Origin of the sequence: Allonocardiopsis opalescens (genome assembly GCF_003002095.1) — a bacterium.
Taxonomy (GTDB): domain Bacteria; phylum Actinomycetota; class Actinomycetes; order Streptosporangiales; family Streptosporangiaceae; genus Allonocardiopsis; species Allonocardiopsis opalescens.
The window spans coordinates 919,862-945,064 of sequence record NZ_PVZC01000001.1 but is presented as its reverse complement, the minus strand read 5'-3'; the positions used below and the strand labels follow the sequence as shown (position 1 = coordinate 945,064).

20 protein-coding genes and 1 riboswitch are annotated in these 25,203 nt (G+C 75.4%); of the genes, 15 read left to right on the top strand and 5 right to left on the bottom strand.

Annotated elements, in window-relative coordinates:
- Positions 1-37 precede the first annotated feature (37 nt).
- Together CLV72_RS03755 and CLV72_RS03750 are read right to left on the bottom strand one after the other, a co-directional pair.
- Positions 38-811, bottom strand: a complete 774-nt coding sequence (locus CLV72_RS03755) for a TIGR03943 family putative permease subunit (RefSeq protein WP_245929845.1) — start codon at positions 809-811, stop codon at positions 38-40.
- Positions 812-816: 5 nt separating this feature from the next.
- Positions 817-1,848, bottom strand: a complete 1,032-nt coding sequence (locus CLV72_RS03750) for a permease (RefSeq protein WP_245929844.1) — start codon at positions 1,846-1,848, stop codon at positions 817-819.
- 1,356 nt (positions 1,849-3,204) lie between these two features.
- Between CLV72_RS03750 and CLV72_RS03745 the strand changes: the two genes are divergently transcribed.
- From CLV72_RS03745 to CLV72_RS03700, 10 genes are all read left to right on the top strand, one after another.
- Entirely contained in the window at positions 3,205-3,858 is a 654-nt protein-coding gene (locus tag CLV72_RS03745) for a lytic polysaccharide monooxygenase auxiliary activity family 9 protein (protein WP_483860563.1), read from the top strand.
- A 179-nt stretch (positions 3,859-4,037) separates the two neighbouring features.
- Positions 4,038-4,484, top strand: coding sequence for an uL11 family ribosomal protein (locus tag CLV72_RS03740; protein WP_106239193.1), 447 nt, complete (start codon positions 4,038-4,040; stop codon positions 4,482-4,484).
- A gap of 252 nt (positions 4,485-4,736) precedes the next feature.
- The gene (locus CLV72_RS03735; RefSeq protein WP_106239191.1) at positions 4,737-7,190 is read left to right on the top strand and encodes an ATP-binding protein; all 2,454 of its coding nucleotides are present in this window, start codon (positions 4,737-4,739) and stop codon (positions 7,188-7,190) included.
- A 76-nt stretch (positions 7,191-7,266) separates the two neighbouring features.
- Positions 7,267-9,849: a helix-turn-helix transcriptional regulator gene (locus CLV72_RS03730; protein WP_106239187.1), complete on the top strand. Its 2,583-nt coding sequence runs from the start codon at positions 7,267-7,269 to the stop codon at positions 9,847-9,849.
- Positions 9,850-10,156: 307 nt separating this feature from the next.
- Positions 10,157-11,773 (top strand): AMP-binding protein, encoded by a 1,617-nt coding sequence (locus tag CLV72_RS03725; protein ID WP_170140860.1) that lies wholly within the window; start codon positions 10,157-10,159, stop codon positions 11,771-11,773.
- Positions 11,774-11,950: 177 nt separating this feature from the next.
- Positions 11,951-12,847: an AMP-binding protein gene (locus CLV72_RS03720; protein ID WP_170140859.1), complete on the top strand. Its 897-nt coding sequence runs from the start codon at positions 11,951-11,953 to the stop codon at positions 12,845-12,847.
- 121 nt (positions 12,848-12,968) lie between these two features.
- Positions 12,969-13,583, top strand: coding sequence for an ATP-binding protein (locus CLV72_RS32695; RefSeq protein WP_245929843.1), 615 nt, complete (start codon positions 12,969-12,971; stop codon positions 13,581-13,583).
- A gap of 52 nt (positions 13,584-13,635) precedes the next feature.
- Positions 13,636-14,034 carry a MerR family transcriptional regulator gene (locus tag CLV72_RS03710; protein ID WP_106239177.1) on the top strand — a complete coding sequence of 133 codons (399 nt, stop codon included), beginning with the start codon at positions 13,636-13,638 and terminating at the stop codon, positions 14,032-14,034.
- A complete protein-coding gene (locus tag CLV72_RS03705; RefSeq protein WP_106239174.1) occupies positions 14,031-14,363 on the top strand; it encodes a thioredoxin family protein in 333 nt (110 codons plus the stop codon). The genes CLV72_RS03710 and CLV72_RS03705 overlap by 4 nt, the downstream gene beginning before the upstream one ends.
- Positions 14,364-14,458: 95 nt before the next feature.
- Positions 14,459-15,079: a hypothetical protein gene (locus CLV72_RS03700; RefSeq protein ID WP_106239171.1), complete on the top strand. Its 621-nt coding sequence runs from the start codon at positions 14,459-14,461 to the stop codon at positions 15,077-15,079.
- A 9-nt stretch (positions 15,080-15,088) separates the two neighbouring features.
- On the opposite strand, the gene CLV72_RS03695 is transcribed toward CLV72_RS03700, so the two are convergent.
- Positions 15,089-15,565 (bottom strand): hypothetical protein, encoded by a 477-nt coding sequence (locus tag CLV72_RS03695; RefSeq protein WP_245929842.1) that lies wholly within the window; start codon positions 15,563-15,565, stop codon positions 15,089-15,091.
- 379 nt (positions 15,566-15,944) lie between these two features.
- Positions 15,945-16,129, top strand: a riboswitch (cobalamin riboswitch).
- Positions 16,130-16,167: 38 nt separating this feature from the next.
- Here CLV72_RS03695 and CLV72_RS03690 point away from each other — a divergent pair.
- The 3 genes from CLV72_RS03690 to CLV72_RS03675 all read left to right on the top strand — a co-directional run bounded on the left by CLV72_RS03690 (position 16,168) and on the right by CLV72_RS03675 (position 20,069).
- On the top strand, positions 16,168-17,433 hold the full coding sequence (locus CLV72_RS03690) for an ABC transporter substrate-binding protein (RefSeq protein WP_211302677.1): 1,266 nt from the start codon (positions 16,168-16,170) through the stop codon (positions 17,431-17,433).
- A gap of 241 nt (positions 17,434-17,674) precedes the next feature.
- Positions 17,675-18,730, top strand: a complete 1,056-nt coding sequence (locus tag CLV72_RS03685) for a FecCD family ABC transporter permease (protein ID WP_211302676.1) — start codon at positions 17,675-17,677, stop codon at positions 18,728-18,730.
- Between the two features lie 262 nt (positions 18,731-18,992).
- The gene (locus CLV72_RS03675; RefSeq protein WP_106239167.1) at positions 18,993-20,069 is read left to right on the top strand and encodes an ABC transporter ATP-binding protein; all 1,077 of its coding nucleotides are present in this window, start codon (positions 18,993-18,995) and stop codon (positions 20,067-20,069) included.
- A 24-nt stretch (positions 20,070-20,093) separates the two neighbouring features.
- Here CLV72_RS03675 and CLV72_RS03670 read toward each other — a convergent pair whose 3' ends face one another.
- Complete coding sequence (locus CLV72_RS03670) at positions 20,094-20,471, bottom strand: VOC family protein (RefSeq protein WP_106239163.1); 378 nt, start codon at positions 20,469-20,471, stop codon at positions 20,094-20,096.
- A gap of 222 nt (positions 20,472-20,693) precedes the next feature.
- Between CLV72_RS03670 and CLV72_RS03665 the strand changes: the two genes are divergently transcribed.
- A complete protein-coding gene (locus CLV72_RS03665; RefSeq protein ID WP_106239159.1) occupies positions 20,694-21,797 on the top strand; it encodes an ADP-ribosylglycohydrolase family protein in 1,104 nt (367 codons plus the stop codon).
- Positions 21,798-21,822: 25 nt separating this feature from the next.
- On the opposite strand, the gene CLV72_RS03660 is transcribed toward CLV72_RS03665, so the two are convergent.
- The gene (locus CLV72_RS03660; RefSeq protein ID WP_106239155.1) at positions 21,823-22,206 is read right to left on the bottom strand and encodes a VOC family protein; all 384 of its coding nucleotides are present in this window, start codon (positions 22,204-22,206) and stop codon (positions 21,823-21,825) included.
- A gap of 182 nt (positions 22,207-22,388) precedes the next feature.
- Here CLV72_RS03660 and CLV72_RS03655 point away from each other — a divergent pair, with 182 nt between their 5' ends.
- Positions 22,389-25,157, top strand: a complete 2,769-nt coding sequence (locus CLV72_RS03655; RefSeq protein WP_106239151.1) for an ATP-binding protein — start codon at positions 22,389-22,391, stop codon at positions 25,155-25,157.
- The last annotated feature ends 46 nt before the right edge of the window (positions 25,158-25,203 follow it).

The window sequence follows — 25,203 nt, the reverse complement described above, 5'->3', positions numbered from 1 at the left end:
CCGGTCGGACGGACAGGCTCAGACGGGTGAAGGCGCCCTACTCGTAGGGGTCGGGAGGGGCGTCCAGCCCGATGACCGTCAGGGCCGCCAGCTCCGGTGTCGGCACCTGCTCCGAGGTGTCGCCCTGGGGCGGCACCCACGTGCCCACGACGCTCACCCAGGAGTCGGTCGGCGGCGCTTCGGCGCCCGAGACGACCACCTGGTTCACGATGGCGTCGGCCGCGCAGCAGTTCATCTCCAGCCGGGTGAGGTACCAGCCGCCCTCGTCGCTCTCGGTGACGAAGCCGGTGAGCTGCACCTCGCGACCCTCGAGGCCCGGGTCGGCCAGCCAGGCGCGCATCAGGAAGTCCTTGAGTTCGATGGCGACGGGGCCGTCGGCCTCCGGCAGCGGTTCGAGCGCGGCCGCCGCCGGTCCGGCGGCCGCCTCGGCGGGCGGCTCGGCGCGCTGGCCGGTCTCGGCGGTGAAGGCGCCAAGCGGCGGCGGGCTGACCACGAAGACGAAGATCGCGGGAAGCAGCAGCAGCCAGGCCACCCGGGGCGCGCCATGGGCGTGGTCGTGCGGGTCGCCGTGGGCCTCGCCGCCGTCGCCGCCCTGCGCGACGGCCTCGGCGGTGCCGTCCTCGGCCGGCGGGCGCAGTGTGCGCCGGAGTTCGGCGGCCACCCGGGCCGCGCCCAGCAGCGCCAGCACCGCCCCGGCGGCGGCGAGGAACGGGCGGAAGGCACCCTGGACGTAGTTCAGGTAGAGGTCGGAGGCGAGGGTGCAGCCCAGCGCGGCCGCGCCCAGGAGCACCAGCACCATTCCCTGCGCCATGCGGTTCACAGCAGCCACCATCCCACGAGCGCGCCGGCCGCGACGGCGGCGGCGAAGGTGGCCGGGGCGAACCGGACCACGAACGCGCGACCGAAGGTGCCGGCCTGCAGAGCGATCAGTTTGAGGTCGACCATCGGCCCGACCACCAGGAACACCAGCTGGGCGACGGGTGAGAACGCGGTCAGGCTCGCCGCCACGAAGGCGTCGGCCTCGGAGCAGATCGAGAGGAGCACGGCGAGCACGGCCAGCGCCAGCACGGCCAGCCAGGGGTTCTCCGCCACCGCCGTGAGCCAGTCGCGGGGCACGGCGACGTTGAGGGTGGCGGCGGCCAGCCCGCCGACCACCAGGAAGCCGCCCGCGTGCAGGAGGTCGTGCTCCATGGAGGCGCGGAACACCGCCCACCGGCCGCCGCCCTCGACGTGGGGGCGGCGCGGCAGCCGCAGCCACTCGGCCCGGCCGAAGCGGGCCCACAGCAGCCCGATCGCGACGGCGACCGCGAGCGAGGCGACGAAGCGGGCCAGCACCATCTCGGGCTGGTCGGGGAAGGCGACGGCGGTGGCCACCAGCACGATCGGGTTGATGGCCGGGGCCGAGAGCAGGAAGGTGAGGGCGGCGGCCGGCGCCACCCCGCGCCGGATCAGGCCGCCCGCGACCGGAACCGAGGCGCACTCGCAGCCGGGCAGCACCGCCCCGGCCAGCCCGGCCACCGGCACCGCGAGCCCGGCCCGCCTGGGCACCGCCCGCGCCCACCACGAGGCGGGCACGAAGGCCGTCAGCGCCGCCGACAGCGCCACGCCGAACACCAGGAACGGCAGCGCCTGCAGGCAGATCGCGACGAAGATGGTGGCCCAGGCCAGGAAGGCGGGCGCGGTGAGCCAGCCCGACAGCAAGGAGTGCCCGACCGCGAGGAGCACCGCGATCGCGGCGAACAGCCAGACCGTGCGGGTGGTCTCGCTCTGCCTGCGGCGCCCCCATTCGTCCGGCGGGATCAGATCGTCGTCGGCCCACGTCGAGTGCCGATCGTCGGTGGTGGACACGGCGCAACCCCGGTAAGAGACGGCGAATCGCGGCAAGCCTACTCGAAAACGGTTCTCAGTTACGGGTCTCCGCAGACGCCCGTGGTCCGCGCTCGGCGCCGGGCCGGACGGAACCGCGGCGACCGGGACCCCGGCCATCGGAGCGGCGGCGCCATGCCTCAGACGGCCACCGCGCCGGGCGCGATGGCCGGACCGGTCGAGGCCATGGACGTGACCGGCGGCTTCCGCGTCCTGAGGGACTAGCGGCGCGACGGAGATCGGCCGGGTGTCGGCGGTCCGGACGATAGTGCTGGATCCGAGGTTGACATGGCAGCGGCGGGGGCGACGAGCCACTCGAAACCGGTCCTGAGATCCGCGGGCCAACGCATGCGGCGGCCGCACCGGGCTCATCGCAGGGCGGCGGCGCGACGGCGGTCCGGGCGCTGGTGCATGTACGGGCGCACAGCGGTGCCGGGAAGCGGATGCGGGAGATCGTCCGAGCGCTGGCCGTGCGGCGCCGATGGTGCGTGCGGCGGGTCGGCGGCGACCGCCTTGACCGGTGTCCGTCCCGGCGAGCGCTGCCGGATGCCTGCTTCGCAGGCCGCTGCGTCTGCGCATCCGATCCGCGTGCGGACTCGGGGATGGAGGCGGCGCAGCCTTGGAGGAGCCGGCGCGGCACGGGCTGCGGGACGGCTCTACCGTGCTCGGGCGCCGGTCACGCCGGAGAACGGCGCCGGAAGATGCCGGAGCGAGCGGCGGCAGGCGGCGGGAGCGCCCGGTCGCGCCCGTCGAGCAGGGAGGGAGCGTCCTTCCTTGGGAACAGCGGACCGCCTGCCCCAGCAAGCGGAACGCCTACTGGACCGCGGCCGGCATGTCCGCCGGCTTGCACGCCACTGGACCGACGCTCCCACCATGTCCGACTTGCGCGTCGATCTGCCCGGAGCTCGCGAGGGCGTACGCCCGACGTGGCATTCCTCGCCCTGGAGGCGCGCACGGGCGGAGGGCCCTAGCGCCACGGGGACCCATTGCCGGCGCCCCGCCTACCGCCGACCCGTGCATCGGCCGTGCGCATGTCCGCACCGGGCCGGCGGCCGCGCCGAGGTGCGTCTGGTGCCTCGGCGCCGCCGTGCCGCCGGACGAGCGGCCCCTGTCCGCGGACGGTTCATGCCGGCCGTGCGGGGCCACCCGACCGGCTGAGACAAAACCCGGAGCGCGACAAAAGGAATCGACACAATTCCAAGATCAACTTAACGGGACGATCACGTCCATCTTGATTAAGGCAGTGTTACCCGCTTATTATCTCGACTTGGACGCCGCATCAGAAATCGCCGTTCTACCGGAGATCTGGTGCCCATGTTTTCTCCCCCGCACGTCCGCGTGCGATCCGCTCTGCGCCCGATCCTCGTGGCGCTGACCAGCCTCTTGCTGCTCTCCACGATGTTCACGGGAACCGCTTCGGCGCACGGTTCCATCACCTCGCCCGCCACCCGCAATTACGGTTGCTGGGAGCGTTGGGGCCATGACCACCTGAACCCCAACATGGCCCAGCAGGACCCGATGTGCTGGCAGGCGTGGCAGGCCAATCCGAATGCCATGTGGAACTGGAACGGCCTGTACCGCGAGAACCTTCGCGGCAACCACCGGGGCTCCATTCCCGACGGGCAGCTGTGCAGCGGCGGCCGCGCCGAGGGCGGTCGCTACAACGCTCTCGACGCCGTCGGCGCCTGGCAGACCACCCGGCTGCCCAGCAGCAGCAACTTCTCGGTCACGCTGACCGACCAGGCCCGGCACGGCGCGGACTACTTCCAGATCTACGTCACGCGCCAGGGCGTCAACACCGCCACCCAGCCGCTGCGCTGGAGCGACCTCGAGCTGATCCGGACGACCGGCTCCTACGCGCCGGCCGAGACGACCGTCATCAGCAACCTCAGCGCCCCCGGGCGCACCGGCCGCCACGTCGTCTACACGATCTGGCAGGCCAGCCACCTCGACCAGTCCTACTACCTGTGCAGTGACGTGACCTTCGGCTGACGAAGGCTTCGCCCCATCACGCCGCGGGGGCACGTCCGCGCCGCACCGGCGCGGACGTGCCCCCGTTCCCGTGCCCGCCCCTTGCGCGCGCCGCCACGGAAAACCGGTTTGCGTCTCCAGCGGCTGGAGTCTCTAGCGTCCATGCAGCCGGTGACCAGCACGGATGCGAAGGGGCGACCATGGCGGCGACACAGGGGGCGCGCGGATCGCGCAAGGCGGTGTTCGAGGCGACGCTGAACCTCAGCGCCGGGGACGCGGCAGTGGCCGACCTCGGCAAGACGCTCGGCCAGGCCGGCGCGAACCTGATGGAGGTGAAGCGGGCCTACGACTCGGCCACCGCCGGGCAGCGCGGCGAGGTGGTGCCGGCCGTGGTGACCGTCTTCGAGGACCGCTCGTTCGCGCTGCGGCTCAAGACGCCGCCCACCGCGTACCTGATCCGCCGGGCGCTGGGCGGCCCCGGCGCCGGGCGGCCGGGGCACGAGCGGGCGGGCGTACTGACCCGCGCGCAGCTGCGCTCGATCGCGGAGCGGAAGCTGCCGGACCTCAACACCGGCGATATCGAGGCGGCGATGCGCACGGTGGCCGGGACGGCCCGCTCGATGGGGGTCGCGGTCGAGCCGGGCTGACCGCGTCCGGGCGGCCGCCCTGGCAGAGGCGCGGAGCGTCGGTTTCGGATCGCGCAATTACCCGAAATGACGACGGTACGCAGGTCAAGATCATTTCTGTACTGTCAGACCCGCACTCCACGGGGCAATTCGTCCAATTTTGGTCATGTTATGGACGAGGACCCCGCGGTTAATGACAAACTACGTCCGACACCGTTTTGACCTGCTTAACCCTCCGCCCTCCCCTGCCGCGAGCAATCGATCTACCCCGACATGACCACTGGGCAGCACCGCCACAATCTGCCGGCCGAGCCGAACGGATTCTTCGGCCGCGACCGCGATGTCGCCGAGATCCGTCAACTCCTGGCCGACAATCGCCTCGTCACGCTGTGCGGAGTCGGCGGTATCGGCAAGAGCCGCCTGGCCACGCAGGTCGCGCTGCGCGCCGCCGACGACTTCGCCGACGGAGTCCGGATGGTGCAGCTCGCCGAGCTGGACCGGCCCGAGCACGTCGACTCGCGCATCGCCGCCACGCTCGGCGTGCTGGAGGAGCCCGACCGCCCGCTGCGCGCCACCATGGTGGCGGCGCTGCGCGACCGCCGGATGCTGCTGCTCCTGGACACCTGCGAGCACCTGATCGAGGCCGTCGCCGACCTGGTGCGGGCGCTGATCACCTCAGGCACCCGGCTGCGCGTGCTCGCCACCAGCCGCGAGACGCTGCGGGTGCCGGGCGAGACCGTGTGGCGGGTGCCGCCGCTGTCGTGCCCCAACCCGGCGATGCCGATCGAGCCCGGCCAGCTCGACGAGGTGCTCTCGCACGGCGCCATCGAGCTGTTCTGCGCCCGAGCCGCCGCCGTGCGGCCCGACTTCGACACCACGCCGGACACCATCGGCGCGGTGGTGGACCTGTGCCGGATGCTCGACGGCATCCCGCTGGGCATCGAACTGGCGGCGGCGTGGGTGCGGGTGCTGACCCTCGACCAGATCCTGGACCGGCTGTCGGACCGCTTCCGGCTGCTGACCCGCGGCGACCGCGCCGCCCCCGCCCGCCAGCAGACCCTGCGTGCCACCGTCGACTGGAGCCACGACCTGCTGTCGGACGCCGAGCGCACCCTGCTGCGACGGCTGTCGGTGTTCTCCGGCTGGTCGCTGGACATCGCCGAGGAGGTCTGCGGCGACCGCTCCCTGCCGCGCGAGGATGTGCTCGACCTGCACACCTCGCTGCTAGATAAGTCGCTGGTGATGTTCGACGGCGAGGTCGACGGGCTGGCCAGGTACCGGCTGCTGGACACCATCCGCCACTACGCCGCCGAGCAGCTGGCCGCCTCCGGTGAGGAGACGGCGCTGCGCGACCGCCACCGCGACTACGTCGTGGCCGACTGCGAGCGGTCCACCGCCGCGGGCTTCCGGCGCGGCACCCCGTGGCGGCAGCAGGTGCGCACCGTCCGCCGGGGCGACTACGAGCAGGGCAATCTGCACGCCGCCCTCAACTGGTCGCTGGCGGGCGGCGCCACCGAGCAGGGCCTGCGCGTGTGCAACGCGCTGCGCACCTACTGGGTGCTGCGCGGCCGCTTCACCGAGGGCGCCCTGTGGCTGCGCCGCTTCCTGGAGCGCGACACCTCCCGCGTCGCTCCCGCCGTGCTCGGCGAGGCGCGGATCCGCTACGCCGAACTCGCCTTCGACCTCGGCGCCCGCGAGGACCTGGCCGCCGTCGCCGCCGACGGTCTGGCGCTGGCCCGCGAGCACGCCGCTCCGGCCGTGGTCGCCTCCGGGCTCAGCGCGCTGGCGATGCAGCTGGCCCGCACGGCCTCGCTGGACCGCGCGCTGGAGCTGGCCGAGGAGGCGGTGCGGGTGTCGGAGCGCTCCGGCGACCGCTGGGAGGAGGCCTTCGCGCTCGGCATCGCCGCGAGCGTGCTGGCCCGCCAGGGCCGCCTGGAGGAGGCCGAGCGCGCCAACCACGCAGCCATCCGGGCCTTCCAGGATGTCGACAACCAGTGGGGGGTGGCCAGGGGCCTGGCCGGTCTGGGCACCCTGGCCATGGTCAGGGGCGACCTTTCGGCGGCGCGGGCCCGCTTCGAGGAGGCGCTGCCGCTGGCCCGCAGCATCGGGGCGGCGCCCGAGATCGCCCGCTGCCTGGCGCAGACCGGGCGGGTGCTGACCGAGCAGTCCGACTACGCCAGGGCCCGCGAGCTGCTGGTGGAGAGCCTGCGGCTGAGCAAGGCGACCGGCCAGCGGCTGGCCGTCGCGCGGAGCCTGGAGGCGCTGGCCTCGCTGGCCGTGCGCGAGGGGCAGCCCGAGCGGGCCGCGCTATTGGGCGGGGCCGCGTCCCGGCTGCGCGACGAGTCCGGGCAGCTGTCGCGCAACGGCGACCGCCTGCTGGCGGCGGCGGTGGCGCGGCTGGGCGACGAGGCCGCCAAGGACGCCTGGGAGCGCGGCCGCGGGCTGGGCACCGAGGACGCGGTGGCCGCCGCGGTGGAGTTCCCGGGGCCGCCGGTCTCCGGTCCGCCGCTGAGCGCCGCCGAGCTCACCCCGCGCGAGCGGGAGATCAGCGCGCTGCTGGCCGAGGGCCTGTCCAACCGCGCCATCGGCGAGCGCCTGTTCATCAGCCCGGCCACGGTCGCCCGCCATCTCGCCAACATCATGCGCAAACTGGGTCTGCGCGGCCGTACCCAGGTTGCCACCTGGGCGCTGCGGGAAGGGCTCAGCACGGAGCGGCGCCGGGAATAGGGGTATAGCCACAGCAGCCGCAGGGCACGTTCCCGACCGCCCCCGCCCCCTCGCCGTGAGGAGCCCGTGAGCCAGGATGGCCGACCCCCGCCCGCAGCCGCGGCACAACCTGCCCGTCGAGCCGAACAGCTTCATCGACCGCGAACGCGACCTCTCCGAGATCACCCAGCTTCTCGGGAGCAGCCGCCTGCTGACGCTGTGCGGGGTGGGCGGCATCGGCAAGACGCGGCTGGCGCTGCGGGTCGCCACGGCGCTGCTGGACGGCTACCGCGACGGGGTGTGGCTGGTGGAGCTGGCCGACCTGGAGCAGGGCGAGCTGGTCACCGCGCGCGTCACCGGCGCCCTGGGCATCCGCGAGGAGGCCGGGCACGCGCTGTTCGACACCCTCGCCGACGCACTGCGCTCGCGGCGGCTGCTGCTGGTGATGGACAACTGCGAGCACCTGCTCGACGCGCTCGCCCCGCTGTGCCGCCGGCTGCTCGCCGTCGCCCCGTACCTGACCATCCTGGCCACCAGCCGCGACCCGCTGCGCATCAGCGGTGAGACCGTGTGGCGGGTGCCGCCGCTGAGCCTCCCGCCCGAGCCGGTGGGCGACCCCGCGTCCTGCGCGCTGGCCGCGCCGACGGCCTGGTCGGCCTTCGAGGCGGTGCGGCTGTTCACCGACCGGGCGTCGGCTGCGCACCCCGACTTCAAACTGACCTCGGCGAACGCGCCGACCGTCGGGCGGATCTGCCGGATGCTGGACGGGATTCCGCTGGCCATCGAGCTGGCCGCCGCACGCGTGCGGGTGCTGACGCCGCAGCAGATCGCCGACCGGCTCACCGACCGCTTCGCGCTGCTGCGCACCGGCGAGCGCACCGCCCCGGCCCGCCAGCGCACCCTGCGCGCCACCGTGGACTGGAGCTACGAGCTGCTGACCGGGCCGGAGCGGACGCTGCTGGCGCGGCTGTCGGTGTTCTCCGGCTGGTCGCTGGAGCTCGCCGAGTCGGTGTGCGCGGACGCCGCCCTGCCGCGCGACGGGATCCTGGAGCTGCTGACCGCGCTGCTGGACAAGTCCTTCGTCACGGTGGACCGCGAGGTCGCCGGGCACCTGCGCTACCGGATGCTGGACACCCTGCGCCAGTACGCGGCCGAGCGCCTGGACGAGGCGGGCGACACGGCGGTGCTGCGCGGGCGGCACCGCGACGAGATGCTGCGGCTCGCCGAGGAGCTGGCCAGGCACAACGCGATGGGCATCGGCGCCAGCTGGGCCGAGCGGGTGCCGTGGCTGGACCGCGCGGTGGCCAACCACGACAATCTGCGCTCGGCGCTGTCGTGGTGCCTGGAGCGGGGCGACGTGGCGGAGGGGCTGCGGTTCAGCGTGGCGCTGCGCACCTACTGGGTGCCGCGTGGGGAGTCCACGGAGGGGGCGGGCTGGGCCGACCGCTTCCTGGCGGCGGCCGCGGGCGCCGACCCCGGACTGCGGGGGGCGGCGCTGGTGCGGCGGGCCGAGATGGCCTTCGAGAACGACGACCGCGAGGCGGCCAAGCGGTTCGGCGCCGAAGGGCTGCGGCTGTGCCGGGAGGCGGGCGACCACCACTCCGTCACCACCGCGCTGAACATCCTGGCCATGGCCGAGCTGCGATCGGGCGACCCGGCGGCGGCCGGGCCGCTGCTGGACGAGTCGCTGCGGATCAGCAGGGCCGAGGGCGACCTGTGGAACGAGGGCATCGCGCTGACGATCCACGGCCCGGCGGTGGCGATGACAGGCGACCTGGAGCGGGCCGAGCTGCTGTGCGCGGAGAGCCTGCGGATCTTCCGTTCGATCGACCACGCCTGGTGCGTGGCGCGGTCGCTGGTGGGGCTCGGCCGGATCGTGGAGATCCGCGGCGACCTCGCCACGGCCGAGCGGCACTACACCGAGGCGCTGGCGCTGCTGCGCTCGGTCAACGCCCGCCCCGAGATCGCGCGCTGCCTGTCCGGGCTGGCCAGGCTGGCCACGGCGCGCGGCGACCACGCGCTGGCCAGGTCGCGGATCGTGGAGAGCGTGGCGCTCAGCCACGGTTCGGGCCAGCGGCTGGGGGTGGCGCGCGGGCTCGGCGCGCTGGCGGGGGTGGCGCTGCGGGAGGAGCGGTACGCGGAGGCGGCGCGGCTGGCCGGGGCGGCAGCGGCGCTGCGGGCGGCGCTGAAGCATCCGGCGGGCGGGGCGGGGCCCAGCGGCGGGCCCGACGGCATCGCGGCCGCGGCGGGCGCGGCGATCGGCGAGGCGGCGGCGCGCCAGGCCTGGTTAGAGGGCGAGGCGATGGACGTGGACGCGGCCGTGCGCTACGCGCGGCGGGGCGGCGCCGAGCCGGCTCCGCCGCCGGCCGCCCCCGAGCCGCCCGCGGGGACCGGGCCGCGGCGCCCGGCTCCCGCGGTCCGGCCGGCGGCGCCCGCCGGGCGGCCCCTGGTCGCGGCGGAGGCGCTGACCAACCGCGAGCGCGAGATCGCCCGCCTGGTGGCGGGCGGGTTGACCAACCGGTCGATCGCGGCCGAACTGGTGATCAGCCCGGCCACGGTCGCGCGGCACATCGCCAACATCCTGGCGAAGCTGGGCTTCCGCTCCCGTACCGAGATCGCCATCTGGCAGGTGGCCCAGGACGCCGGGGCAGAGCCGGGGACCGTGCTCGACTCGGCGTGAGCGCACCGGCCCGGGCACACCGTCGCGCAGCTCTATGGACAACTCGGACTATCCCGTGGCAGCTGGGCAGATCTGCCCAGATGCAGGGCGCCTCGGCGCGCCGCCGCCTCAGGTTCGCTGCGACGTCTCAGGTCAGGACATATATCGTCTCGGTATTCGGGCGGGCGACGGGCGCGGGATGTAGGCGGCCGCCGGTGGCGGTCCGGCAGCGGGCGGGGCGGCGGCTACACATCCCGGACGCCGATTCGCGCGAAACTGCACGGTTCGACGCATGTGCCGATGCAAATGCACGTCGTACGGTCGGGGCATGATCTACCGGAGCCCCCACCCGGAAGTGCCGATCCCTGAGGTGAACATCACCCAGGCGACGCTCGGCCGGGCACGCGCGCGGGGCTCCCGTCCGGCGGTGATCGACGCCGACACCGGCCGCACGCTGAGCTACGCGCGGCTGGCCTCCGCGCTCTCGGCCGCCTCGGTCGGGCTGGCCCGCCAGGGGCTGCGCCCCGGCGAGACCGTCGTCCTGGACCTGCCCAACGTCCCCGAGTACCCCCTGGTCGCGCACAGTGTGCTGGCGGCCGGGGGCGTGGTGGCGCCCGTCCCCGAGCAGCTGCCGGAGTCGCTGCTCGCCCGGCTGCTGCACCACAGCGGCGCCCGCTACCTGGTCACCGACCCGGCCCGGCTGCCGCGCGGCCTGGCGGCCAGCCGCGGCACCGGCGTGCGGCAGGTGCTCACCGTCGACGCCCGCGTCACCGACGAGGACCGCCGCGCGGCGCCGGGGCCGCAGGCGGCCGACGAGGCCGTGCCCTTCTCCTCGCTGATGTCGCCGGGCGGGCCGACCGACACGGCGCCGCCCGCGCCGGGCCCCGGCGACCTGGCCGTGCTCGGCTACGGCGGCAGCCAGGCCGGGCTGCCCCGCGCGGCCAGGCTGCGCCACCACAACCTGGTGGCCGGCACCCTCCAGCTGGTCGTCACCGCCGACATCCGCACCGAGGACCGCGTGGCCACCACCCTGCCCTTCGGCCACCCCTTCGGCTTCGGCGGCGTGCTGAACCACTCCCTGTGCCTGGGCGCCACCCTCGTCACCGCCGCCCGTCCCGACCTCGCCGACTTCCTGGCCATGGTCGAGCGGCACCGCGTCACGGTCGCCGTGGTCGGCCCGCCGATGGTGCGGGCGCTCGCCGAGGACCCCCTGGTCAGCCAGTACGGCTTAGGCTCGCTGCGGCTGGTGGTGTGCACCGGCGCCCCGCTGGCCGCCGCCACCGCGCTGGCCTGCCGGCTGCGCACCGGCGCCGTCGTCAAGCAGGCCTACGGCCTCGCCGAGGCCGCGCCCGCCACCCACTTCCACGCCCTGGCCGAGCAGGAGGGCGAGTACGGCTCCGTCGGGCCCTGCCTGCCGTGGACCCAGTGCCGGGTGGTGGACCCGCCCAGCGGCGCCGACCGCGTGCCGGGCGACCCCGGCGAGCTGCTGGTCCGGGGGCCGCAGGTGGCGTCGGAGTACCACGGCGGCCCGGCCGGGGGCCATCCGCCCACCGGCGACGAGGACGGCTGGGTGCGCACCGGCGACATCGCCTTCGCCGACGAGCTGGGCCGCTTCCACGTGGTGGACCGCCGCACCGACCTGATCACCGTCAGGGGCCGCCCGGCCTCGCCCCGGCGCGTCGAGGACGCGCTGCTGCGGCACCCGGCCGTCGTCGACGCCGCCGTGGCGGCCGTGCCCGGCCGCACCGCCACCGGCTACGTCGTGCTGCGCCGCCCGGTCAGCGACGACGAGCTGCACGACCACCTCGCCGAACTGCTGCCGCCGCACCAGCGGGCGGTGGCGCCGTGCCGGGTGGAGCACATTCCCAGGACCGCCGCGGGCCGGGTGCTGTTCGCCCGGCTGGACGGCCGCGCACTCCGTGTCCGCCGTGTGGAGGGGACATGACGGCCACGGAGCCCGAGAAAAGCGGGGGAGGGGCCGAGCGGCCCCTCCCCCGCCCGGACCGGCCCGGCGGATTCCGGGCATCCGCCGAGGTCGACCATGAACACGCAGACGAATACACAGCCGCCTACACAATCCAGCGGATGTGTACCCGGCCGTACCCGCCGTACGGTCTCGACCATGGATGATCTCCCCGTCCGGGGCGACGAACCGCCCGGCGGCACCGCCGCCCTGCCTCCGGTCACCCGGACGCTGCTGGAGACCGCGCGCCGCCGCGGCCGCCACCCGGCGATCATCGAGCTGACCCCGCTCGGACCGGCGCCCGGGTCCGGCGCCGGGCACGCCCCCGGCCCCTCGGCCCTGGGCTACAGCGAGCTCGCCACGGTGATCACCACCGCGGCCCGCGGCCTGGCCAGACGCGGCGCACGCCCCGGCGACGTGGTCGCCGTGCTGGCCGAGCGCGGCATGGACGAGCTGATCGCGGTGCACACCGCGCTGGCCGCGGGCTGCTGCGCCCAGCCGCTGGACCCCGCCGCACCGCTGCGGCGCACGGCGGCCGCGCTCACCCGCAGCGACGCCCGGCTGCTGCTTACCGGCCGCGGCGCGGCCGACACGGCGCTCGCGGCGGCGGAGTCCTCGCGGGTGCGGCAGGTGGTCGCCTTCGGCGAGGTCCCGGCCACCACCCCGTTCAGGGACCTGCTGCTCGGCGGGCCCGCGCCCGCCGCCGGCGGCGCCGCCCCGGTGCGCGCGGTGCTGGACCACCCCCGTGCCGAGCTGAGCCACGACGACCTGGCCGAGCGGCTGGCCAAGCTGGCGGTGTCCGCTCCGGTGGAGGCGTCCGACGTGCTGCTCGCCACCCGCACCGGACTCGCGTTCACCCTGCTCACCACCTTGGCGCTGAGCCGCGGCGCCACCGTGGTGAGCGCTCGCGGCCACGTGCCCGCGCAGCTGGCCGGCGCCGTGCGGCGCTTCGGGGTGACCGCCGCCGACCACCCCGAGACCGCGGCGCGCTCCCGCTTCGGAGCGGTGCGGCTGTGCGATCCGGAACCCCCGATAGATGAACCTCAGGCACCATAATCGCGACACCCCTCCAACATCCGCCCGCTGTGCGACATACTTCGGGTACCGCCCCACACGCACACGGGCCCGATACGGTCCGCTGAAGGCCGCATACGGCTGTGATCCGGGAGTACGCCAGGTGGTCGACGTCGCGGACGCCCACGCGTCCATCGGAGCCGCGCCGGGGGTGCCCCATGCGCGGGTGCCGTCGGCCGCCGCGTCCGCGCACGCCCGCGCCCTGTCGGCCGCCGGCCGGTCCCCGTCGCCGGTGAACGGCGAGCGCGCCGCGGCGGGCGGCGGCGCCGAGCCGCCCTCCGCGCCCCCGGCCGCCGGCGGGGTGCGCAGGCTGCGCCGCCGCTTCCCCGGGCTGGCCGGGCAGGTCAAGCACGCCCGCAGGTTCGTGGCCCGAGCCCTGGGCGCCGCCCCGGTCACCGACACCGCCGTGCTGCTCACCAGCGAACTGGTCACCAACGCGCTGGTGCACACCCGCTCGGGTGTCGGCAGCGGCAAGTTCGTGGTGATCGTCCACATCGCCCCCGGCTGGTCCCGGGTGGAGGTCCGCGACCAGGGCAGCCCGCACTCCGTGCCGCATCCCGTGCGCGGCGCCCGCGCCGACGACGCCGAGGGCGGCCGGGGTATCGGCCTGGTCGAGGCGCTGGCCGACCGCTGGGGCTTCGAGCTGCTGCCGCTGGGGCGGCTGGTGTGGTTCGAGGTCGACCACCCGGCCGGGCCTGAGGAGGCGTCGCCCGGCTGACCCGCGCAGCCCTGTTGCCTTGACGTCGGCGTCAAGGTCTAGCGTCGGTGCCATGCGCATCGGCGAACTCGCGGAACGGACCGGCGTCAGCACCCGCACCCTGCGGTACTACGAGTCGCGCGGGCTGCTGGAGTCCCGCCGCGCGGTGAACGGCTACCGCGTGTACGGCGACGGCGAGCTGCGGCTCGTCCAGCAGATCCGCGCCCTCCAGGACTTCGGCTTCGAACTGGAGGAGACCAGGCCGTTCGTGGACTGCCTGCGGGCGGGCCACCCGGCCGGCGACTCCTGCCCCGACTCCCTCGACGTCTACCGCGGCAAGCTCGCCGAGATCGACGCGCTCATGGACCGGCTGCGGGCGGTGCGGATGCGGGTGGAGGCCGAACTGGTGCGGGCCGAGTCGCGGCGGCAGGGAGCGTCCGTGCCGCGGTGCGAACTGGAAGGACGAACATGATCAAGGCAGCGGGCGTGGACGAGGTCACCGACGCGGACTTCGCGGACGAGGTGCTGGCGGCCGAGGGCCCCGTGCTGGTGGAGTTCACCGCCGACTGGTGCCCGCCGTGCCGCCAGCTGGCGCCGGTGCTCAGCGCCGTCGCCGAGCAGGAGCGGGACCGGCTCCGGGTGGTGCAGATTGACGTGGACGCCAATCCGGTGACGACCGCCGCCTACGGTGTGCTGTCGATGCCCACCCTGATGGTCTTCCGCGGCGGCGAGCCGGTGCGGTCGATGGTGGGCGCCCGGTCCCAGCGGCGGCTGACGCAGGAACTCGACGACGTGCTGTGAGGGCGGGGTGTTCGAGGCCGCCCCGCCCGGGCGCCCGCCCGCGCGGGGCGGCCGGATCGCTATAGTCGGGGCACGTTCCGTGCCCGGGAGCCGCGGTGCTCGACTTCATCCCACTTCCCCCCTGGCGCTACACCCTGCTTGGGCTGGCCGGGCTGGTGCTGGCCGTGGTCGGGCTGATCGCGGTCGAGGCCGCGCTGCCCGGGCGCCTCCCGCTCGCCCCGTGCCCGCTGACCACTGAAGGCGGGCCGGCAGAGCACCCGTCCCGGTACACCGGCAGCGCCGACGCGTACGCCGGGCCGGGGCCGCACCCCGTCGTGCACCACCTGCTGGCCGGGCCCGCCGGCGGCGGCCCGCTCGACTACTACGAAGGCGGCACTCCGCTGCCCGAGGAGTGGGACGCGGGCGACTCCCCGGAGCGCGCCCCGCTGGTGCTGTGCGAGTACGTCATCGCCGGCGGCACGGTCGGGCGGTGCGACTACCGGCCCGGATTCGACGGCGTCGAGGTGACGAGCCTCCCCCTGGTGCGGACCACCCGCGACTTCCGGCTGTACGAGGCGCGCACCGGCGAACTCGTCGCCGAGTTCGAACTGGAGGGCACATCGGGATGCCCCGACCGCATGACGTACCGGTCCGAGCGGCCTGAGCGCGTCGAGCAGAGCGCGGACCCCGACGAGCTGCGCGAGCGGCTGCGGCCCTTCGTGGAGGGCCGGCCCTGAGCGCGGTGCTCAGTCGCCGTCGGCGGCCAGCATCTGGTGGCGCGGCGCGATCCCGGCCAGCGCCATGAAGCGTTCCACCTCCGCCACCCGGGTGCCGCGGGTCAGCGGCAGGTAGGGGCGGGTGGCGCGCCTGTTCTTCAGTGACGGGAAGGCCATCGGGCGGCCCCGGTAGTCGTACAGCGCCAGCGAGCGGGTGCGGCCGCGCACGATCCGGTAGGCGCCGATCTCCTCGAAGGGGCGGCGCAGCAGGTAGCGGCCGTGGGTGTAGCGGAACTCCACCCCATCGACCTCAAGGACCGGCGACGGGGCCAGCAGGCCCGCCGCACCCAGGCCCGCGGCGGCCAGGGCCGCCGGTACGGCGGCCGCGTACCAGCCCGGCAGCACGGCACCGACGGCCGCCGCCGCCAGGACTCCCGCCGCCACCAGCATGGCGAGCCGACGCCCGCGCGAGCACGCGAAACGCAGCCGCTCCCCGTTGCCGTCCAAGCGTTCACTCCCTCGGGCACACAGGGCCCGGTGCAGAAAAAGGACCGAGATGACGAGACTGAGGGAACGCTATCGCCCCGCCGGACGGCCCGGCGGGCAGATGCGCAATGTCGGGCCGAATCGGCGTTCCCGCGCCGGCGGGGCGGCCCGGTAGGCCCGCGCACTTGGCCATTGGTCGGGTCAGCGGCGCGGTGCGGTCCACCCCCATTGCGGGGAGCGGGCCTACCGGGGTCTGCGGGCGCCGGCCGGCGGGGCGGCGGCGCGTTCCCCTCCACTGTGCGGTGGTATGCCCCCCGACCCGGGCTAGCGACACGGCCACAGATGAGTGGCCGTGCGGACACCCGGACACTTCGGACCCGCAGGTTTCCGCGATTGGCTCATTTATCCAGCGTGTGCGAGTATCGGACCGAATCAGCGATGGCGGACGAGGAAGCCGGTGCGAATCCGGCGCGGTACCGCCACTGTGACCGGCGAGCGGACCCCGGCGAGCCACTGCCCATCCGGGCGGGAAGGCGGGGCGAGCGGCGACCCGGAGCCAGGACACTCGTGCCATCGCCACCTCGTCAACCGGGGCGGATCTCCCCGAGAGAGGCGGTTGTCGCGTGTCCGCACGCCTGCCCGTAGACCTGTTCGACCCGTTCCGTCCCGCCGCGCGGCGCGCGGGACCCCTGCGCGCCGGAGTGCCGGCCGCCGTCGCGGCGCTCGCGCTGGCGCTGGCCGGCTGCGGCGCGGGCGGCGCGGAGCCGGAGGGCTCCGGGGGCTCCGCCGCCGCGGCCGAGGGCTGCGTGGAGTCCTACGACCCCGGCACCGACTACTTCCCGGACAAGTCCGAGCTGCGGCACGCGAGCAACTTCACCATCGAGTACGAGTCGTCGTACCAGGTGGTCACGGTGAACGAGCCCTTCCCCGGCGGCGCGCCCGAGACCTACGTGCTGGTGCGCTGCGGCACCCCCGCGCCGGAGCTGGAGGGCGAACTCGCGCAGGCGCCGCAGATCGAGGTGCCGGTCACCAGCGTCTACGCCGCCTCAACCCCGCCGCTGCCCGCCCTGGTGGAGCTGGGCAGCCTCGACGCGCTCACCGGTGTGGCGGCGGGCGCGTACGTGTCCGACCCCCAGGTCAGGGAGCGGCTGGACGCCGGGGAGCTCGCCGAGTTCGCCCCCACCGGCCAGACCGACACCGACGCCGTCGTGGAGGCGGCGCCCGAGGTGCTGCTCAGCGCGGGCGTCGAGGACCCCGGCTACTCCGTGCTGCGCGACGCGGGCGTGCCCGTGCTGGCGCATGCCGAGTACCTGGAGCAGAACCCGCTCGGCCGGGCCGAGTGGATCAAGTTCACCGCGGCGCTCACCGGCACCGAGGCGCAGGCGGCCGAGATCTTCGACGCCGTCGAGGCCGAGTACCAGGAGACCGCCGCGCTGGTCGCCGATGCCGAGCCCGTCCAGGCGCTGCCCGGCCAGATGTTCGAGGGCGTCTGGACGGTTCCGCAGGGCGACAGCTACATGGGCCGCCTCATCCAGGACGCCGGCGGCTCCTACGCCTGGGCCGACACCGAGGGCACCGGCAATGTCGAACTCGACCTGGAAGAGGTGCTCACCGGCGCGCAGGACGCCGAGGTGTGGCTCGCCACGGCCAATGAGTGGACCTCGCTGGCCGATGTGAGCGCCGCCGACGAGCGCTATGCGGAGTTCGCCGCCTTCGAGAGCGGCGAGGTGTGGTCGTCCAACCGGGCGCTGAACGCCACCGGCGGCAACGACGTCTTCGAGCGCGGCTCCGTGCACCCCGAGGTGCTGCTCGCCGACCTCGTCTCCATCCTGCACCCCGACGTCCTCCCCGAGCACGAGCCGCAGTTCTACCAGCGGCTCTCCGAGTGAGGTCCGCGCCGTCCCTTCGCCCACCCGTGCCGCCGGCCGCGTCCGGCGGCACGGGTCCGGGCGGTGCGCGCCCGGTGGGGCCCGTGGGCGCGTCCGGCCGGTCCGGCGGCCGCCCGTCGGCGAACCGGCGCGACGAGTCGCCGGCCGCCGGCGCGGCCGCGCCGCGTCCGTCCGTTCCGGCGCCTAACGAAGCCCGCCGTCCCGGGCGCGGAGCGGCCGGGCGCGAGCGCGGGCGGTCGCGGTGAGGGACGGGCCGGCGTGGCGGCTGCCGCTGCTGTTCGGTTCGGTGTCGGTGGCCGTGGTGGCGGTCTTCCTGGCGGCGCTGTGCCTGGGCTCGACGCCGCTGCCCGTCGACCAGGCGGTGCGGGCGCTGTTCGGGCTGCCGGTGGCGGAGCCGCGGGCCGAGGCCGTGATGTGGAGCGTGCGGCTGCCGCGCGCGCTCACCGCCGTGCTGGCCGGGGCGGCGCTGGGGATGGCGGGCCTGCAGATGCAGACGCTGTTCCGCAATCCGCTGGCGGAGCCGTACATCCTCGGGGTCAGTGCGGGGGCGAGCCTCGGGGTGGCGCTGGTGGTGACCGGTGCGGGCGGGGTCGCGGTGGGCGGCTTCACCGCGGGGCTGGCCGGGCTGGGCCGGACCGGGATCGTGGTGGCCGCGTCGCTGGGGGCGGCGCTGGTGCTGGCGATCGTGCTGGTGCTGTCGCGGTGGGTCCGGTCGGTGGTCACGCTGCTGGTGATCGGCGTGATGGTCGGCTCCGGGGTGACGTCCGTGATCAGCGTGCTGCTCGTCTATACGAACCCGCAGGCCGCGCAGCAGTTCATCAACTGGGGGCTGGGCACCTTCGCCGCGACCACCTGGCTCGACCTGCGGCTGTTCGCGCCCGTGGCGCTGGCGGCGCTGCTGCTGGCGCTGGCCGGGGTGAAGTCGCTGAACGCGCTGCTGCTGGGCGAGAACTACGCCCGCACCATGGGGGTGCGGGTGCGCCGCACCCGGATGCTGACGATGGCCTCGGCCGCGCTGCTGGCCGGAAGCGTGACCGCGTTCTGCGGCCCGGTCGCCTTCCTCGGCCTGGCCGTGCCGCACCTGGCCAGGATCGCCTCGGGCACCGCCGACCACCGGGTGCTCGCCCCGGCGACCGTGCTGCTCGGCGCGGCGGCCGCCCTGCTGTGCGGTATCGCCGCCCAGGCGCCGGAGACCGGCATCCTCCCCCTCAACGCGGTCACCGCCCTGCTGGGCGCCCCGATCGTCATCGTCGTGCTGGTCCGCAGCCGCGGCGCCCTCCGCGGGGCGGCACTGTGAGCGCCGCGGCCGCGAGCGGTGCGGGCGGCGCCGCCGGGGCGGACCGCCTTGCGCACGAGGGCCGTGTGGCCGGCGCCGCCGCGGAGGGCACCCCTACGACCGGTCCCCCTATGGTCCGCGCGGTCATGTCCGCCACCCTCACACCCCCACCCCTCCCGCCCTGGGGGGGCACCCCCTATACCCATCCTCGTGCCCTGGCGTGCGCCCGGCCGGGGCGGGCGGAGGGCTGTGCAGAACTCCGGACCGGAGCGGAGGGCTGTGGATGAGCGGTAGCGGCGCCGCCCCGCCGGCTGGTAGTGCGGGGGCGGACGACACGGGCGGCTTCGCGCTCAGCGGGCTGGCGGTCGGGTACGCGCGGCGCCGGTTCGGCCGCCGGGCGGTCCAGCCGGTGCTCAGCGGCCTGACGGCCACCGCGCGGCGCGGCGAGTTCACCGTGCTGCTGGGGCCGAACGGCACCGGCAAGTCCACCCTGCTGCGCACCCTGGCCGGGCTCCAGCCGCCGCTGGACGGCACCGCCCGGCTCGACGGCGTCGACCTGGCCGCCGCGGACCCCGACGAGCGGGCCCGCCGGCTCGCGGTGGTCCTCACCGAGCGCGAGGTGCCGGGGCTGCTGACCGGGGGCGAGCTGGTCGCCCTCGGCCGCCACCCGCACACCGGCTACACCGGCCGGCTCACCGCCGCCGACCACGTGGTCGTGCGCTGGGCGCTGGGCGCGATGGACGCCGCGCACCTCGCCGGCCGCCGGGTGGCGGAGTGCTCCGACGGCGAGCGGCAGCGCCTGTTCACCGCCCGCGCGCTGGCCCAGCAGCCCTCGGCGATCCTGCTGGACGAGCCGACCGCCTTCCTCGACGTGTCGGCGCGGGTCGCGCTCACCGGGCTGCTGCGCCGGCTCGCCCGCGAGCAGGGGGTCGTGGTGGTCGCCTCCACCCACGACCTCGAACTCGCGCTGCGCGTGGCCGACACGGTCTGGCTGCTCGACCACGCCGGGCGGCTGCATACCGGCACCCCGGAGGAGCTCACCGCCGCCGGCCTGGTCGGCACGGTGTTCACCGGCGACGACCTGGTGTTCGAACCCGGCGCCGGAGTCTTCACCGTGCGCGGCGAGCGCCGCGGCACCGCGGCCGTCGACGCGCCCGCCGACCTGGCGCCGCTGCTGCGCCGCGCGCTGGAGCGGGCCGGCTGGCGGCCGCGCGCCTCCGGTGACACCGGCCCGGCCGACCTCGCCGTCGCGGCCGGCCCCGACGGCTACCGCACCGAACTGGACGGCGCCGTCGAGCATCACCCCACCCTCGGCGCCCTCACCCGCTGGGCCGCCGAGGCGCGCCCGCCGCGGCCCTGAGCCGGGCGGTCGCGTCCGCGGCGGTCACGGGTTCTGCCAGAGGCCCACCGTGTTGCCCTCGGAGTCGGCGATGTAGGCGGTGAAGCCCATGTCGCCCACGGGCCGCCTGCCCTCCACCACCCGGCCGCCGCCCTGCTCGACGCGCCGCAGGGCCGCGTCGATGTCGTCGACCTGGACGGTGACGACGGGCACCGACACCGGGCCGCGCCGCGGGGTCATGCCGCCGTTGATCGCGCCCGGGTCGCTGGGGACGCCGTCGGGGCCGGTCGGGGCGGTGCCGAGCATGACGTAGTCGAACTCCGGCATCGGTGTGGTGGTCCAGCCGAACACCTGCTGGTAGAAGCGCTGCGCCCGGTCCACGTCGTCGGCCGGGAGTTCGAAGTGCACAACAGGGTCGCTCATGGCCGTGGCCTCCTTCGGCCGGGCGGTCCCGGCACGTGTTCGCTGGTATGGGCGGTGCGCGGCGTCGGCGCGCCCTAAAATCGTCACATTGACGATATGAGGCACCGCCGGCGCACCCACCCGCTCCGACACGGCCTTGCCGGTGAATTGGCACCGAATTGACCGAAGCCCGGGACTCCCCGGCGAAGCGCCCCAGCGGCGAGAGACGAGGAACGAGGAGCGATGACCCCTTCCCCCGCGCATCCCCCCTCCCGGCGAGAGCGGTACCGGTCTCGGGTCCGCGGCTGCCTGCTGGGCGGTGCCGTCGGCGACGCCCTCGGCGCCCCGGTGGAGTTCCGCGCGCTCGCCCAGATCCGGGCCGCCCACGGCGGCGCCGGAGTCCGCCGCTTCCTGCCCGCCTACGGTCGGGAGGGCGGCGCGATCACCGACGACACCCAGCTCACCCTCTTCACCGCCGAGGGCCTGATCCGGGCCGCCCGCCCCGCCGGCTCCGGCTGCGACGCGGTGCCGTGCGTCGACCGCGCCTACCAGCGCTGGCTCGACACCCAGACCCACCCGCTGCCCACCGGCGAGCGCGACGGCTGGCTGCAGGGCGAGACCTGGCTGTACGCGCGGCGCGCACCCGGCACCACCTGCCTGGACGCGCTCACCCTGCGCCGCGGCGGCGCGGAACCGGGGCGGGCGGCGAACACCAGCATGGGCTGCGGCGGGGTGATGCGGGTGGCGCCGGTCGGGCTGCTCCCCTCGCGGTCCGAGAGCGAGGTCTTCACGATCGCCGAACGGTGCGCGGCGCTCACCCACGGCCACCCCTGCGGAACCCTGCCGGCCGGCGCCTTCGCCGTGATCGTGCACCGGCTGGCGCACTGCGACTCGATCGAACTCGCCGTGGCGGCCGCCATCGCCGAACTGGCCCGTCACCCCGGCCACGAGGAGACCACGCTCGCCCTGCTGGCCGGCCGCAAGGCCACCGCCCACCCCCCGTCTGCCGAGGTCGTCGAGCGGCTGGGCGGCGGCTGGGTCGGCCACGAGGCGCTGGCCATCGCCGTCTACGCCGCCCTCGCCCACCCCGGTCCCGACGAGGTGCTCGACGCGCTCGCGCTCGCCGTGACCCACTCCGGCGACAGCGACTCCACCGGCGCCATCTGCGGGAACATCCTCGGCGTGCTGCACGGCGAGGCGGCGCTCCCCGGCGAGCTGGCCCGGGCCGTCGAGGGCCGCGACACCGTGCTGCGCATCGCCGACGACTTCGCCCGCCGCTTCGGCGCGGGATCCCCGCCGCCGCCCTGGGAGGACCCCGCCGACCGGGAGCGCTATCCCGCCGGCTGAGGCCGGCGGCGCGGCCCCGTGCGCCTCAGTCCCTCTCCTCGCTCAGGAAGAAGGTGTTGCCGTCCGGGTCGCTCAGCCAGGTCGCCTTGGCTCCCCACGGCATCGGCTCCGGTGCCTGCCGGAACCGCACGCCCTTGGCCGACAGCTCCGCGTAGGCGGCGTCGATGTCGGGAGTGACCAGCGAGATGCCGCAGTCGCTGCTCACCGTGCCCTCGGGCCTGCCGTAGTCGGCCGCCATGCCGAGGACGAGTTCGGTGGCGGCGCCGGGAGGGGCCACCGTGAGCCAGCGGCTCCCCTCGCCGAAGGAGTTGTCGGCCCGCTTCTCCCAGCCCAGCTTCCCGACGTAGAAGGCCAGTGCCTCCTCCTGGTCGCGCACCAGCACGGTCGTCGAGTGAATCCGCGAGATCATCGCTACCTCCGCTCAGGGTCGCCGCGGCTGCTCCAGCCGCGCACCGCGAGCGTATCGGTGCAGGTCGCGCCGGTGCTTCTTCTCCGTTGCGGTCCCGCGCGCCCCCGCCTGCCGCCCCCCGGGGAACGGCGCCCGCCGGGCCCGGGCTGACACCGCCCGGCGCGGAGTGGTATGCCTACCGCGTGCTGTCACGCCTGTGGGGACCGTGGTTCCGGGTCGCGTCGGTCGCCGCGCCCGCGCGGGCCGCCTCGGTGGAGGGCGACTTCGTCTCCGTGCTCCCGGCGGCGCTGACCGCGGCGCGCCGGGACCGTCCGCTGGTGTCGGGCTGGGTGTCGCCCGGCGGCGGCGCCGCGCTGCGGCTGGTCACCAACGCCGGACCCGTCGCGGCGCCCGCGACTCCCGGCGGCGCAGAGCTGAACCTGCTCTTCCCCACCGAGTCCCGGGGCCACCCACTCACCGAGGGCACGGAGGGATTGGACGGCCTGCTCGACGGGCTGGTGTGGGGCGTGTGCGCGGGCCGGCCCGCGCCGCCGCTGGTGGAGGACGGAGCGGACCGGTCCGCCGAGGAGGCGCGGCGGCCATCGCTGTTCGAGCTGTCGCTGACGGCGCTGATCGCCGAGCGCTTCGCCTGGCTCGTGCTGGCCGAGCCCGGCGGCGATCTGGACGCGGTCCGCGCCGAGGTGCAGGACCGGCTCTCCCACCTGCGGCTGCGCTCGGACCGCTCGGCGACGGCCCGCTTCGACGTCGAGGCGGCCGAGCGGCGGCTGGCCGAACTCGACCGCTTCGCCGACGGCGGGCTGTGGCGGATCCGCGTCCTGGTGGGCGCGGACTCGCCCGACCGGCTGGCCCGCCTCGCCCCCGTGCTCACCGGCTCCGTGGAGCCGGGCGGGCACGGCTACCGGCTCCGCACCGGGCTGCAGGGGCTCCCCCTGGACCGGGCCGTGGCGCTGCGCGAGCCGGCGGCCGACCCGGGCGGCTTCGCGGTCCCGTTCACCGCCACCGCCGGGGTGGTGCCGGCGCTGGTGGGGGTGGCGCGGCGGGAGGTGCCCGGGCTGCGGGTGACGGAGTCGGGGCACTTCGACGTGACCAACGAGGGCGAAGGCCAGGCCGGCGGCGCGGCCGGCGACCGGCTCGGCCTCGGCGCGATCCTGGACGGGCTCGACCGGCCCGTCGGCCCGTTCACCGTCTCCCGCGACACCCTGAACCGGCACACCTTCGTCACCGGCGCGACCGGCGGCGGCAAGTCGCAGACCGTGCGGCACCTGCTGGAGCAGCTGGCCAGGGGCGGGGTGCCGTGGCTGGCGATCGAGCCGGCCAAGTCGGAGTACGCGGCGATGGGCGGGCGGCTGGCCGGCGTCGAGGGGCCCCTCGGCCGGCTCACCGTGATCAATCCGTCCGACACCGACGCCGTGCCGGTGTCGGTCAATCCGCTGGCGCCCGAGCCCGGCTACCCGGTGCAGGCGCACATCGACCTGGTGCGGGCGCTGTTCCTGGCCGCGTTCGACGCCCAGGAGCCCTTCCCGCAGATCATCGCCCAGGCCCTCCAGGAGGTCTACCGGGCGAACGGCTGGGACACCGTCACCTCGGGACCGCTGGTGGCCGGCACCGTGCCGACCGTGCCGACCCTGGCGCAGCTGCAGGCGACGGCGCTGGCGACCGTGGCCGAGGTGGGCTACGGGCCGGAGATCGCCGCCAACGTCACCGGCTTCGTCGACGTGCGCATCCGCTCACTGCGCACCGGCTCGGCCGGTCGCTTCTTCGAGGGCGGCCACCCCGTGAGCGTGGCCGAGCTGCTGGAGCGCAACGTGGTGCTGCAGATCGAGGACATCGCCTCCGACGAGGACAAGGCCTTCCTGATGGGCCTGCTCATCATCCGGATCGTCGAGCACCTGCGGCTGCGCGCCCGGGCCGGCACCCGCGGCGGCCTGCGGCACGTCCTGGTGATCGAGGAGGCGCACCGCCTGCTCCGCAACCGGGGCGAGGGCTCCCCCGCCGCCCACGCCGTGGAGCTGTTCGCGTCACTGCTGGCCGAGATCCGCGCCTACGGCACCGGCATCGTCGTCGCCGAGCAGATCCCCGCCAAGCTCATCCCCGACGTCGTCAAGAACACCGCCTGCAAGATCGTGCACCGGCTGCCGGCCGCCGACGACCGCGAGCTGGTCGGCTCCGCCATGAACCTCGACGAGGACCAGTCCAGGCAGGTCGTCTCGCTGCGCCCCGGCCAGGCCGCCGTCTTCACCGACGGCATGGACCGGCCGCTGCGCGTCCAGATCCCCCTCGGCGAAGGCCGCGAGGCCGTCACCCCGTCCCCGACCCCGCCGATCGCGCAGGTGCACAGCCCGTCCTGCCCCTGCGTCACGGCCCCCGGCGGCCCGTGCACCCTCCGCGAGCTCCGCTTCGCGGAACTCGCCGCCACGGCGGCCACGGACGCCGGCGCCTGGCTCCGGCTGTGGACGGAGATCCTGATCATGGGCCACCTGACCGGCAATCCGCTGCCCTCCCGCCCGCCCATCGTGCACAACCTGCTCAGGCGCCTGGACGTACGCCTCCGCGCCCCCCTGGTCGCGGCGCTCGTCGACCAGGCGGTGACCCGCCGCACCGACGCCCTGCGCCGCATCGGCGACCCCGCCGACCTCGCCCGCACCGTCGCCGTCACCGCCCACCGCCACGGCCTCGTCGGCAGCGACCCCGGCACGGCCTGGGTCACGGCGCCGATGGCCGAACTGGTCCGCGCAGTACAGGCCGGGCGGCGCCCCCGCCTGACCGCCGCCACCGCCGCCGAGATCCGCGCCGCGCTCTTCGGCTCCGACCTCGACACCCCCGCCGTGGCCGACACCGAACGCCTCGCCCCCGACGGCACCTACACGGCGGGCACCATGGTCCTCGCCAAGCACACCCAGTGCCGCTGGGTCCTGCGCATCCCGACCCTGTGGGACCTGGTGCACCCATGACCGGATACGGCCGCGCCCAACGGCATGGCGCCGCCACCCGCCGCGT